Origin of the sequence: Pseudomonas sp. SDI, assembly GCF_003105155.1 — a bacterium.
GTDB lineage: Bacteria > Pseudomonadota > Gammaproteobacteria > Pseudomonadales > Pseudomonadaceae > Aquipseudomonas.
Genome location: NZ_QETK01000006.1, coordinates 135,892 through 148,257, shown reverse-complemented (window position 1 = coordinate 148,257; position 12,366 = coordinate 135,892). Strand labels below are relative to the sequence as shown.

The following is a 12,366-nucleotide window of genomic DNA, read 5'->3' as shown; positions in this document are numbered from 1 at the left end:
TTAGGTCACTTGTAGGTAAAGCGATCCGTCAACGCAATCAAAATAATCCCCCGAAGGCCGCAGGCTCCCAGTTAGTAATCACCAGCTCCCGGCTCAGTTGAGCCTTTCCCTCCCGCTGATTACCGTTGCAGTACTGAATGTTCAACGTTTCGAGGTGAAAGCCCTCGAACACCCTCCGAATGTCCGGATGATCGTTGATACTCACCATCACCTTGCCTTTGCACCTCCTCATGAATTCGGCCATGCGCTCGTATTCCTCAAACGGGAAGTCGACGCCATACCCTGCGGTCTTCCAATACGGAGGATCCATGTAAAAAAAGGTATGTGCTCGATCGTAGCGCTCCGCGCAGTCGAACCAGGACAGGTTTTCCACGTAGGTGCCGGCAAGGCGTTGCCACGCTGCGGATAGGTTCTCCTCTATGCGCAACAGGTTGATCGCCGGCCCCGTAGTCGCAGTACCGAACGTCTGGCCGGTGACTTTGCCGCCGAACGCGTGCTGCTGCAGGTAGAAAAACCGAGCAGCACGCTGGATGTCCGTCAACGTCTCTGGCCGTGTCATCTTTTGCCACTCGAAGATTTGCCGGGAGCTGAGTGCCCATTTGAACTGCCTAACGAACTCCTCCAGGTGGTTCTGCACCACCCGGTAGAGCGTCACCAGGTCGCCGTTCAGATCATTCAAGACCTCTACCGGCGCCTGTTGAGGTCTTAGGAAGTAAAGCGCAGCGCCGCCTGCGAAGACTTCGACGTAGCACTCATGCGGTGGAAAGAGTGGGATCAAGCGATCAGCGAGGCGGCGCTTGCCACCCATCCAGGGAATGATTGGAGCTGACATCAAATGCAGCACCTTACTGTATATATAGCCAGTACCGATAATACTGCATTCGCAAGAACTGACCAGGGCATATATACGATGCTCGCATGCAAGGCTGTGCGAAGCCTTTCAAAGTGAAAAATTCTCTGCAAGCCCCGCCCTTTGTGGCTTTCAGCCAGTCGTGATGCAAACGAGCCAGTTCGGTTGAATATACTAGGCACAGAGCAGCGGTGATTTTGAAAACCTCCCATTTGGCTGGTTTTCCAGAGGCAAGCTCCCGTGCTACGGGAGCTTAGCGATCGGGGATTGCTCACCCCGGTCCGATGCACTCGGTGAAAAAAACTGACATTCTTCTGCAATTCTTTGCACTCTGTGCAATGCCCCACCCTCGTCCAGAGCCCACGGCGGGCAGGGCCGGCGCTTCCGTTACACCGCACCTGGTATTTGCACTTTTTTGCGACATAAAGCGCGTCGGCGGGAGGGGGATAAGTGATTTTCTCGACCGATTTTTTTCCCAGCCCCGGATTTTTCACTCGCGGGCCGAGCAACTCGTCTGCTGGCGGTAGCCAAAGCGCACCCCTGAATAAATACTGTATGCACATACAGATATTTGCGAGTGTATCCCATGTCGACCACCGCCATCACCGCCGCCGAGGATTGGCATCTGTTGCTCCAGGACAAACGAGCCTTGTATGAGTCGCCGATCGCTCACCACCGCGAACTCCTGCACCAGGCCTACGCTCTGCGCGATGTTCATGCGATCGGCCAGAACACCCTCGCCGAGATGCTGGAGCTGGCGGATGCGGCTTTGGAGCACGCCTTAGAGCGCGCCCAGGACGAGCTGGACAAAGCAGAGCCTCAAGGCAAGGGGAACGTGTCATGCACGTAGATGTAATCCCGCTGCGTCTGCGAGGGGTAGAGTTGACCAAGGATGAGCGACGCACGTATCAGCCCCATCGCGGAGACGTCCGGGTGACGTGTGTGCATGATCGTCGATTGGGGCGGGCAACGAATGTTGCCGAACTGCATCCCGGAAACAAGCGAGGTCTCTCGCAACTGCAGCCACTCTACGACGCTCGCCTATCAGGGATGTCGACGATGGGTTACGTATTGAGCGGGATCGAGTTCATCGATGGCTGCGCTTACGCGCAGTCCTGGTGGTGCAGGGTAAGGTGAGTAGGGAGTTGATGAAAAACAGGGGCCGAAGCCCCTGTCCATTTACTTACCGAACCAGTAGTCCAGTATCTTCGCTACATAATACCCGCCGGCGATTAGCCGAACGGCCCATTCGGGCAAACAGCGATCGATCCAAGCTTTCATGAGATAGCCCTTCAACGGTGAATTTTATATTCAACTAGTTGTTGAATAGTTTCCCGTTGGACCGAGAAATCGTCGCCAGTTAAGAACACCGCTTTTTTAGCCGCTAAAATCCAACACAGGTGATGCGGTGAACTTCGTAGCCATAACTGCAATGAAATGCGTGGTCACGCGACCGATGCGACTGTTGACGACCTCGTCGGGTACCCTTAGCCTCTCGAATGTCTAGTAAGAAAAGCTGTACCCGCCAACGGTTGGAGCAAGCTTACCCATGCAGATACAGGATGGGAAGCCCGCGAATCTTGTCGGCAAAGGCCCGCACCAGTGCGGGCCTTTTCTTTTTCTGCCCGCCTAGGTGCCCGGGCGGAGCAAGAACCTCGGCAAGTGCCGATCTTTACTGAATCGCGGCCAAATTCCGCGCGTTTCTACAAAAGCATAACCTTGAAACGATTTGTTACATTTCCCTCTGGCGCCCGGGCAAGTTATTAACCGCCCGGCCACACCAAATTACATTCAAACTGTAAATCAGCTCCCAAAGTTGCACTTTTGGGGTGCATTCGCATGTCACACCACCGCCCGACGGCTTGTCCGCTATAGGAGTAACTATCAACGATCACAGCTCGACTCCGATAATAACTATCTCGGCTTAGTGAGGCTTGATAGTTAAAAAATAGTCTCTATGTCAAAGACCAAAGTAAGCATCACGATGTGATCGGCCTTAGTTTTCCGAGTAACGCCCCAGCTTTCGTCGCATCAGCGGTGAAAGCCGCTGCATTGTTCGGCGGAGGACTGGACGCATGGACGTGTGTTGCGATCTGCAAGTTCATGCCCTGGACCACGTCGATCAGGTCGCACAGCACCTGCAGCACGTTCACGCCTTCCGAGCCCAGCCAGGTCTTCGGCGCAACACTTCGGCGGATGCCCTCAATCCGCTCCTGCAGGTCGCCACCGACCGTCGCGTTCAGCTTCTGCCCCACCACCAGGTTCAAGTCGCGGCCGGTGGCCTGGTGCAGGTCACCCACCGCCGCCAGGCTGGCGGATCCGCCCGACAGCAGCTTGAGCGCGCCCAGGGCCTCGATCTTCTTGACGCCGCCGACCGTCTCGGTGCTGTGGTCGTCGACGTTCACGGTGTGGCTCTGGAACTGCTCGGTGTTGCCCAGGGCCTCCACCTCGCGCTCAATCGCCTTGTCCTGGATCTTTCCGTCCGTCTGGCGCAGCCAGTTGCCGTCCGCGTCGACGCGCTGCTGGCAGGCCTCGCTGTGCTGCCACACCTGGTCGCCCTTAGGCACCCGGGGCAGGCTCAGCCCGTGGGCCAGGATCTGCTGAATGAAGGGCTTGTGCGGCAGGCCATAGGCGAAGCCCACCACCACGGTAGTGCCCTCCTCGGGGAAGCCGAACATGCCCGCCTCCTGCCCGCCCATCGGCGCCGGCAGCGGCAGGCTGGTCAATACAGGCAGGTCCGGGTCGGGCTCACCGTCTGGCAGCAAGATCTCGACGTCGACGCCGAAGCGCGGCCGGAAGTCGTCGCACAGCCCGGGCGCCGCCGGGGCGTCCGGTACCGCGACCACGCGGCCGAAGCGCGGCAGGTGATAGCCGCCAGTGAGTTCGGGGAATTGCCGCTCTACGCTGCGTTTGATTGCGTTGTCCATCGGATGGCCATCTGGTTGCCGGCGAGCGTCACGTTCGTGATTCGCTCGCCCTGGTTGATCGTTGCACCAGGTCGCAGCCCCGGAAGGGCCGAAATCGTGGCGCTCTGGTTGCCTTGGTACCCGTCGAACAGCTCGATCGGCAGCTGCAGCGGCGAGCGAGCGCCAAAGAAGCTATCCGCCCAGTTGCCGACGAACACGTCGCCGTCGCCCTGCTGCTGCCAGATGAAGTCCGGCACGCTGAACACCTTGGCTAGGTTGTCCAGCGCCTGGTAGCCACCGCCCAGGTTGTAGAAGTACGGGGCCTTCACCTGGGCGTAGGCTTGTGCCGGCACGCGAAAGCGCAGGCCGGTTTTCTTGCTGATCTCCTCGAGCACGCCCTGCAGGCTGACGTGGCGCAGGTTGAGCGGCAGCGGCGCCTCGAGCACGGTGGCCAGCTCGCGGCAGAACAGGATCTGCTGCTGGCCGTTCACCGCAGTGCTGCGCTCCACATAGCCGATGAAGTGCCGCTGCAACGGGCTGTCGTTGTAGCCAATGTCGAGGGTGACCAGGCCCTTCACTGGCGCGTCGGCCTGCACGGTGAAGGACGCACGCCCCGGGTGGCGCAGCTGCAGGCGGACCTCATCCTGGATCAGCGGCAGCTCGGCGCCGGCGACGGTGAGCACCTTGTGCAGTTTCATGCTCATGAGCCACCGCCCAGGTAGTCGTCAACACGCTTGAGCACGGACTCGAAGCCAGTCAGCTCCTGGGCGCCGCCGGTCCCGGTACCAGCGCCCGACTCGCCGCCGGCACCGACCGACTGGCCTGGGGCAGACTGCGCCGTCGTGCCGTTGGCCTTGCGCCGGCTCTCGACCTTTTCCGGGTTCGACAGCTTTTCGGACAAGGTGAACTGGACGATCCACTGGGCCAGTACGTCGTCCTCCCGGGCGCTCACTCCTTCCGCGAACTGCACCTGGCGGATACCGAACGCCGCAGCCGTGTCGTTGACGACGCGGTATGTCTTCAACTGCCCACCGCCGGCCGTGGCCTCGGCCAGGCGCATCAGGCTGCGCAGGTTGTCCTTGTCGACGTAGGGGATCGTCAGCGATACGGTCAGGGTCTTGGGCTTGAAGCCCTTGTGCGCCTTCTGGGTTCCGCTGGTCTGCCCCGACATGTCGTCGGCTTCAATGCGCAGGTTCGCGGTGACCTTCATGCGCTTGCCCTGGACCTTCTGGCCATCGAGAAGCAACGTCATAGGCCCACCATCTCCCGCACCAGGGCCAGGCCCGGGAGCGAGCCGACCAGGACGACCCCGGCGCTAAGCACCCACTCATGCCCTGGTGCTTCCTCCTGCAGTAGGAGTCGGCGCAACTGGCCGGCGTCGCCAGGCCCTACCAGGCGGGCTTTCATGCGCTCATCAGGCACACCGCCAGCAAGCAGTGCGCGCAGATCGGCCATCTGGCCGTCGCGCTGCTGCTGTTGCGCCGCCTTGCGCTGCGACAGCGCTGCGAGGTCAGCCATGGGCGAGCTGTCCGCAGCGTAGCCTTCCAGAACGGCGACCTGGCCGGCCATGGCCTGTTTCATCGTCTTGAGCACCGTGCAGCGTTCCATCGGCAGCGACTGCCAGCGCGGCAAAGGCGCAGCAACGGGGATCTCCCACTTTTCGCTCTCCAGGCGGGAGAGTTGGCCGGCCCGGCGCTCGGCCCTGACCAGGTCCGGCATCGGCAGCAGCGCATTGAAACGCGACAGGACGCTGGCCAACTCGGCAAAGCTGGTGCCCAGGAACATGATCGACAGAGCGTGAAGGTCGCCGCTGGCCTGGCCAACCGCGCCGTGTTGGAGGAGCTTATCGGCCATCACCTGCAGCAGGTTCGGGGCCGACAGATAGCGCTGATGCCCGCGCCCTTGGCCAACCCCGCTCTGGAACGGTGTCACCAGCAGGCAGGCCGGCGCCTGGCTCAGTTGCTCCTGGAGCGCAGCCCGGCCGGCTGCGATTGCGCCCTGGGCGGCCTCGCCGACTGGGCCCGGGTTGGTCTGCACCTGGTCGGCCAGGCTGGCCAGCCGATCGCCCGTGCTGCCCAGCTCGTGACTGGCCAGCGCTTGAGCGCCGGCCAGTTGATCCATCCAGCCCGTGCTCTGCGCGGGCCATTGCATGTTCACCGACGACCAGTTCATGACGCTGGGGCCTCCCAGCGCAGCGACTCAAGGGTCACCATGTCGCCCTCGGCCAGGGCCTCGTCGGCCAGTTGGCACTGCTCGTCAGCGCGCTGCAGGAGCTGCATCTTGAACAGCGTGAATTCGTCGCTGACTTTGCGCAGTTGCTCGGCCGTGTGCATCCGGTAGGCCTTCACCAACCACAGATCGCGACATGGGAATGCCATAGGTTCGCCACGCAGCACCGCGCCGGTCAGGTTCAACTGATCCTCCTGCTGACTGTTGTAGCGGTGGCGCTCGCCCAGGGCGTTCGACCAGAACCCCCCCGTGATGGTGGCTTCGCATTGGCGCTTGATCTCAGCGACGGTCTGCTGGTGCAGCTTTTTCAGTGCCTCGGCGGGCTCGATACCGGGACCCACGGCCGGAACGGCGATTGGCCGGCCGGTGGCCGGATCCGGAACCAGGCGCATGCCAAGGGTTTCAGCCGTCAGAAGCCGGGTGTGTTCCTCTTCGCCGATTTCGTGTACCCCTTCCGAGAGGCGGAAACCGAAGCGCTGATCCTTTTCGATCCAGGTTGCGAACATGCTGGCTCCTTTACGCTGGGTCGCCGAACGCCAGCCAGTAGGCCGGCCCGACGTTGAGTGAGGTGGATTCGATAATGGCCTGGTTCTCGACCGTGAATCCCGTGGACGTGACGCCGATCGGCGCAAAGCTGCTGGTACGCAGGGCGCTGAAGGTCGGGTAGGTCATGTTGCCGATGACGATCGGTTCGCTGGCGTACTGCAGCGGGAACGTGACGTTGATCGAGCCGTCCGAGGGGACGTTGGCCGTCTTGCCGAACTGAACCAGCTTGAACTGAACGCGGCCGGCGGATCGGGACGGAATCATGATGTGGCTCGGGCTCGCAGAGCCCAGCAGACCGTTCAAGAGGATGTCGAACGTGGGGATCCTGGTCGGATAGGCCCCGGTGTGCAGCTCGGACGAGGTACCGAGCCGAGTGCTGTCGAGCGATTCGATCCAGGGCGCCCAGGTGTCGTTCAGGCCACGCCACCAGTGTTTTCCGGCGTGGTTCGGTGCGGCATAGGGCTCAGCGATCTGTTGCAGGACCGGCGTGCCGCCAACATTCCCGCGTGCGAGCACCTTTACGTAATAGTACCGGTCGTCGCCCGGGCCACCCGGGTTCTGGCCGTGGACGAGCTTGTAGTGATACCCCACAGCCGTGATGGAGTCCCAATGCGTGGTTGCGGGCTCGACCTCCGAGGTGATTCGGAAAAACCGACTGGTCGCTGCTGTTGGACTTCCAAAGTCCCCAGGGATCAACGCATCCGTGACGCCGAGGTCGCGGATTTTGGTCGGGCGGCTGCCCCCAGTGACTTGGCCCCGGGTGTTGACCGTGACCAGCGAGTGCGGGCCGGCGGCTGTGCCCAGGTCGAGCCCGTCGGCCAGCCGGCGCAGGGCCTTGGTGGTCGCCAGGATATAGCTGCTGTCGCTGGCTGGGTCGTCGCTCTTGGCATTCGGCAGGTTCCCCAAGCCGACGTCGTCTGCAGTGGTGGCCCGGGCGCGAAGGTTCGGATAGTCGCCGACGCGGGCGGCGAAGTGCTGGATCAGCGCGCCGCTGATTGGCTCGGCCGATCGCCGGTCAGTGACGACGCCGGCAGCGGAGATATCGGCCAGCGCGACGCAGTAGTGAGGCACGCCGGAGGCATCGGTGTAGTCGCTCATCGCGGCGCCGAAACTCACTTTCCAGGCAGCAACGACGTCGCTCAGCTCGCGCTGCAGCGCGACATCGAGCCAGACGGTTGTCGGGTAGCTAGTCGGGACGATCGGGGCGGTCGCGCTGTTGAACACCCGGATGCCTTCGACATATGCCGTCCCGCCGCCCAGGACATAGGTGGCGTTCACCTTGTTCACAAGCAGACCGGTATCCAGGAAGCAGGCCCGGCCGAACAGCTCACGATTGCTCAGGCGCTCGCGCTCATCGATCCCTTTCAGGCGGACGGTGAAGTCGTGTTGCCAGGTCTTGGCATCGACGGTGATCGCCGTCAGCGCCTTGGCGCCGTCGAAGGCCACCAGGAAGTTGCGGGTGACGTTGTTCCCCACCTGCAGCGGCGGGATGTTCTTGCGCTTCTGCTGCAGCGGCACATGGGCAGCGGCAAACAGGGTGCCGTCCTCGGCCTCGAGGCCGATCCAGTTGAAATCCCAGTCGCCCAGGTCGGACCCGAGCTGGCAGCTGTAGACGACCTGGTTCGGATTGACGTAACCGGCGTTCTCCTGGGGCATGTCGTAGGTGTGGACGATGCGGGCGGCCGAAGGCCTGCCGGCGGCAGTTCGGTCGACCGGCGCGGTGGGGTCCAGACCTGGCACGTTGGCAAAGAGGAAGCGGCGAATCACTAGTGGCTGCCGGGCGGCTTGCTGGCGGGCGATCAGGCTTTCCCCGGCAAGGGTAATAGTGGCCATGGGGGCTCCTACAGGCGAGCGACCAGCGTCTGCTGATCGTCATTGAAGTGAACGGCCGCGATCTGCAGTGCGACCGGGGTAATGGTGATGAAGTCGTACCGCCGGCATGTGCGGCCGTACTGCTGGATCAGGACGCGCAGCAGCTCGGGGTTCTGCGACAGTTGGGAGTCGGACAGGCGTAACATGATCACGTCCCAATCCCGATCCGGATCGCGCTCATCGATCTCTGCATAGCCGACGCCGAGACGGACCAGGATCCGCTTCATTCCCGCGACGCTGCCGGCGTCAACGGCGTTGATATAGGCGTACTTGACCCGCAGCCGGTAAAGCGATTCGGGCTCACCCTTGAAACGGGTGATATCGCGCTGCCAGGCGAGCAGATCCAGGATGGTCAGGTGGCAGGTTTCGGCGTCGAGCTGCAGCAGCGGCCAGCGCAGCCACTCCTCGACCCGCTCCCACCAGGACTGTGCGGCGTCCCGGAGCTTGGCCAGCTCGACACCCTCCAGCCAGAACGGCAGTTTCAGCTTAATCATGGGTCTGCACCGTCAGCTTGTTGATGCGCGGAATTTCCAGCTCCGACTCGATGTCCAGGTTCGCGAAGCGCAGCGACTCAAGGGCCGGGAACTGCTGGTGCAGCTCCTCGCCCAGGCGGCTGAACGAGAACCGCGATTGCGGGTAGGTCAGCGTCGGTCTGAAGTCCGCGGTGGTGCTCTCGCGGAATGCGGTTCGGATGAAAAGCGCGACATCGTCCTGCAGTTGCGCCAGTTGAGCTGCGGTCAGGTTGGCCCGGGGCCACAACTCGACCGTGACGTTGTGCAGCGTCTGCGGCATGGCGAGCACCAGGAGGTCATCGCCGTGGCCATGGTTGCCCTGATCGCGGATGTAAGCGTTGATCTCGGCCAGGAACGTGTCCGCCGGCACGCCGGCATCGAACAGCACATAGGCGTTCGCGCTGCCCGGGCCACGCGGCGCGCCGTGCTCGAAGTACACGCCGTCCGGCCGCACGCCTGGGAAGGCCGAGATCATCGCCCTGTATACGGCGTCAGTGTGGTACTGGTTGACGGCGCTGAACTGGTTGCGGGTGCGCAGCCGCAGCTCGTCGTCGGGCTCGGCGTCGGCGCCCGGGGTGGTCAGCCAGTTTTCGCCATTGACCACCAGGGCAATGCCGTCCACCGGCACGGGCAGAATTGCGTAGTACCCGGGGGCCAGGTTGAAGCCGGCGCCGGCCTCGACGGCTTCGACCGGGACATCCAGTTGCATCAGACCGTCGCTGAACTGGCCCTCGGCCGTGGTCACCAGCTGGTAGATGTGGCCATTGATCGCCGGCGACTGGACCACGGTGCCCGCCGGCACGGTCAGCGTGCCGCCTGGTGCCGTGCGGGTGAACTGGACGACGCCGATCGCCTTGGTCGACCCTTTGCGTGTCACGTCGACCGCCCAGGCCAGCATATCCAGCCAGCTGCCGGTCGCCGTCTTGACGAAGAAGTTCGGCAGAATGGTGGTGACCAGGAACTGCAGGATCCACAGCACTGGGGTGGTCACCAGCGCGGTTACCACCCGCCAGAACGGCGAGTAGGCGCTGGTGTTGCTCAGCTTGCTGCCCTGTCCGGCAACCTGGATCTCCCATGCCTGGCGCAGACCTGCCTCGGTGGTCGGTATGCCGGCGTCCTTGAGCGCCTGGGTGAAATCAACGTCACTCATACGGTCACCTCGACATCACCGAACGCCAAGGTGGTAGCGGTGACCAGGTAGACGCCTTTGCCCTGATCGACGATCTGAGCCGTTCCAGGTACCAGGCGTTCGTCTTCTTCCACCAGCAGCTCCAACTGCTGGATGCAGTCGCGCTGCCGCAAGCGGTCGCGCTCGGCCACCAGGGTCACCAGCAGGCCGCTATCACGGATCATGTGAGCGATATCCTGGGCGATGCTCGCCCGGTCCTGAATCGGCTCAGGCTGGCGGGCCAGGTCGAGCACCAGGTCGTTGTTCTGGATCAACAGATCGATGTACTGGCCGTCCATCAGCCCACCGCCATTTCGAGCATGTTTTCCAGCTCGGCTTGGTTCATGGGCTTGCTGTTGTAGATGTTCACGTTTTCCACCTTCTTGCTGCTGTCAGTCTGGCTGCTGGTGTTCTGGATACTGCTCAGGAGTCCGCCCTTGGGCACGGCGTTGGGCCGCGTTGGGGCCAGGCTCGGTACCGAGGCGCTGAGGGCCTGCTGGGCGTTCTGCGAAACGCTGGCAGTCTCAGCCGCGACGATCGCCTGGTCGGCGCCAGGAATGGTCGGCATGTCACCCAGGCGCGCCTCGATGTTCACGCCGGGGATCTTGTTGAGCAGTTCGATCAGGCCGTTGACCGCTGCCTGGAACACCGAAACGATGCCGTCCCAGGCGGCCTTGGCCATGCCTGCCCAGCCGCCCATGGAGTCGAACCAGGCGCTGAGCGCCTGCAGTTGCTCGGCGACCCACTGGAACGCGGCGGTGTTCATCAGGGCCGTGGTCCATTCGTCCCAGTACACGACGGCCAGCGCGACCAGGGCGACCAGGGCAACGATGCCCCCGACGATCAGCAGCACCGGGTTGGCCCACATTGCGGCATTGACCAACCAGATCGCGGCCTGCCACAGCATCATCCCGCCGCGAATAATCCCCAGCGTGGTGTAGAGCACGGTGAGACCGGCAACGTAGATGCCGATCACAGCCGCCTGCAGGAGAAAGCCGGCGATGGCGCGAAGGTTCAGCAGTTGCACCACTTTCCAGATCGTGACAAGTGCCAGCCAGGTCGATCTGGCCAGCCCGACAACAAAGGTCATTACCCCCATAGCGGCAGCCATGCCGAGGATGGCAAGTACCGTGATGCCGATTACCCGGGTAATGTTCGGGAACAGCTGAGTCCAGCGGGTCAGCGTGCCAGCGATCCCGACCAAGCGGTCCATCAGCGGGGTGAGAATAGGGATCAGGGACTGGCCGAAGGCGATGCGCAGCGCCTGCACAGCGGCGCCGAACTGTTGCCACGGGTCAACCATGGCCTTGGCCATCCGCTCGGCCTGCTCGAGGCCGTGGACCTTGCCCAGTTGCTCGATGCCGTTGCGTAGCCGGCCAGTGTCTGCAGCCAGGGCGCCGATCACCTGAGCGCCCTCGCCGCCGAACGCCTCCACCAGTTTGCTATTGGCAGCGGCATTCTTGAGGTCGCCGTACTTGCCCTCAAGCTTGCCCAGGATGTCCAGTATCGGCAGGGCCTTGCCGTTGGCATCGGTGAACTTGATCCCGAGCTTTTCCGAGGCGTTGCCGATGTTCTCGAAGAAGGCCTTGTAGCGGCCGCCGGCGTCGCCGCCTTCCATGGTGCTGGACAGCGTACCGATGACCGCCATTTGCTCGGCCAGATCGACGCCGGAGGCTGTGGCAATCGCGCCGGCTTCCTTGAAGGCGTCCTTCATGGCTTCGCCACTGGTGCGGAACAGCTGAGTGGCCAGAGCAGTCTGGCCGCCCAGCTTCTCGACCCACTGGCTCTTGCCCATGGCGTCGGCCTGGTCCTTCTGCAGGTTGTAGAGCGTGCCAACGTATTCGCTCATTACCGCTTTGTCGGCCTTGGTGGCCTTGGCCAGGACGTTACTGGTGTTGGTGAAAGTGGCCAACTGGGTACCGGCCAGGCCCTTCACGGCGCCCTCGATCTGGTACGCCGAAGCGACGAACTCCTGGGCGTTCTCACCGTAGGCGACGGAAAATTCCAGGGCCTTGGCGTTCAGCGACTCCAGGGCGTTCTCGGCCACGCCCAGCGACTCGACTTCGCCCAAGGCCCGATTCATCTCAAGCGCTGGCTCCAGCGAGGCGTTGATGGCCATGAAGCTGCCGGTCACGCCGGCAAGGCCGATGCCCATCTGCTTGAAGTTCTCCTGGCTCTGGTCTGCCAGGTCGGCAAAGGTCGTCTTCACCTTGCCGAGCGGCGCGGTAACCTTGTCGGTCAGGGCCAGGATGAAGTCCAGGCGGGAGGAGCGATCAGCCATCA

The 12,366-nt window shown here is 62.7% G+C and carries 12 protein-coding genes; 1 reads left to right on the top strand and 11 read right to left on the bottom strand.

Translation table 11 applies throughout. The features are described from left to right. Window positions 1–37: 37 nt before the first annotated feature. On the bottom strand, window positions 38–832 hold the full coding sequence (locus DCO48_RS05935; protein ID WP_116549687.1) for a DNA adenine methylase: 795 nt from the start codon (window positions 830–832) through the stop codon (window positions 38–40). 604 nt (window positions 833–1,436) lie between these two features. Here DCO48_RS05935 and DCO48_RS05930 point away from each other — a divergent pair. Further along, window positions 1,437–1,700 (top strand): hypothetical protein, encoded by a 264-nt coding sequence (locus DCO48_RS05930; protein ID WP_177410593.1) that lies wholly within the window; start codon window positions 1,437–1,439, stop codon window positions 1,698–1,700. 1,129 nt (window positions 1,701–2,829) lie between these two features. Here the strand turns inward: DCO48_RS05930 and DCO48_RS05920 are convergent. The 10 genes from DCO48_RS05920 to DCO48_RS05875 are packed head-to-tail and all read right to left on the bottom strand — an operon-like array spanning window position 2,830 to window position 12,364. Then, window positions 2,830–3,777 (bottom strand): hypothetical protein, encoded by a 948-nt coding sequence (locus tag DCO48_RS05920; protein ID WP_116549685.1) that lies wholly within the window; start codon window positions 3,775–3,777, stop codon window positions 2,830–2,832. Next, complete coding sequence (locus DCO48_RS05915; RefSeq protein WP_116549684.1) at window positions 3,750–4,460, bottom strand: hypothetical protein; 711 nt, start codon at window positions 4,458–4,460, stop codon at window positions 3,750–3,752. Before DCO48_RS05915 ends, DCO48_RS05920 begins: the two co-directional genes overlap by 28 nt. After that, on the bottom strand, window positions 4,457–5,008 hold the full coding sequence (locus DCO48_RS05910; RefSeq protein ID WP_116549683.1) for a DNA-binding protein: 552 nt from the start codon (window positions 5,006–5,008) through the stop codon (window positions 4,457–4,459). Before DCO48_RS05910 ends, DCO48_RS05915 begins: the two co-directional genes overlap by 4 nt. Continuing rightward, window positions 5,005–5,928 (bottom strand): hypothetical protein, encoded by a 924-nt coding sequence (locus tag DCO48_RS05905; protein ID WP_116549682.1) that lies wholly within the window; start codon window positions 5,926–5,928, stop codon window positions 5,005–5,007. The genes DCO48_RS05910 and DCO48_RS05905 overlap by 4 nt, the downstream gene beginning before the upstream one ends. Further along, window positions 5,925–6,491, bottom strand: a complete 567-nt coding sequence (locus DCO48_RS05900; protein WP_116549681.1) for a hypothetical protein — start codon at window positions 6,489–6,491, stop codon at window positions 5,925–5,927. The genes DCO48_RS05905 and DCO48_RS05900 overlap by 4 nt, the downstream gene beginning before the upstream one ends. Window positions 6,492–6,501: 10 nt before the next feature. After that, complete coding sequence (locus DCO48_RS05895; RefSeq protein WP_116549680.1) at window positions 6,502–8,364, bottom strand: phage tail protein; 1,863 nt, start codon at window positions 8,362–8,364, stop codon at window positions 6,502–6,504. An 8-nt stretch (window positions 8,365–8,372) separates the two neighbouring features. Then, on the bottom strand, window positions 8,373–8,897 hold the full coding sequence (locus DCO48_RS05890) for a phage tail protein (RefSeq protein WP_116549679.1): 525 nt from the start codon (window positions 8,895–8,897) through the stop codon (window positions 8,373–8,375). Then, the gene (locus DCO48_RS05885; RefSeq protein WP_116549678.1) at window positions 8,890–10,065 is read right to left on the bottom strand and encodes a baseplate J/gp47 family protein; all 1,176 of its coding nucleotides are present in this window, start codon (window positions 10,063–10,065) and stop codon (window positions 8,890–8,892) included. The genes DCO48_RS05890 and DCO48_RS05885 overlap by 8 nt, the downstream gene beginning before the upstream one ends. Beyond that, window positions 10,062–10,382, bottom strand: a complete 321-nt coding sequence (locus DCO48_RS05880; RefSeq protein ID WP_116549677.1) for a DUF2590 family protein — start codon at window positions 10,380–10,382, stop codon at window positions 10,062–10,064. Before DCO48_RS05880 ends, DCO48_RS05885 begins: the two co-directional genes overlap by 4 nt. Then, window positions 10,382–12,364: a phage tail tape measure protein gene (locus DCO48_RS05875; RefSeq protein ID WP_116549676.1), complete on the bottom strand. Its 1,983-nt coding sequence runs from the start codon at window positions 12,362–12,364 to the stop codon at window positions 10,382–10,384. The genes DCO48_RS05880 and DCO48_RS05875 overlap by 1 nt, the downstream gene beginning before the upstream one ends. Between the last annotated feature and the right edge of the window lie 2 nt (window positions 12,365–12,366).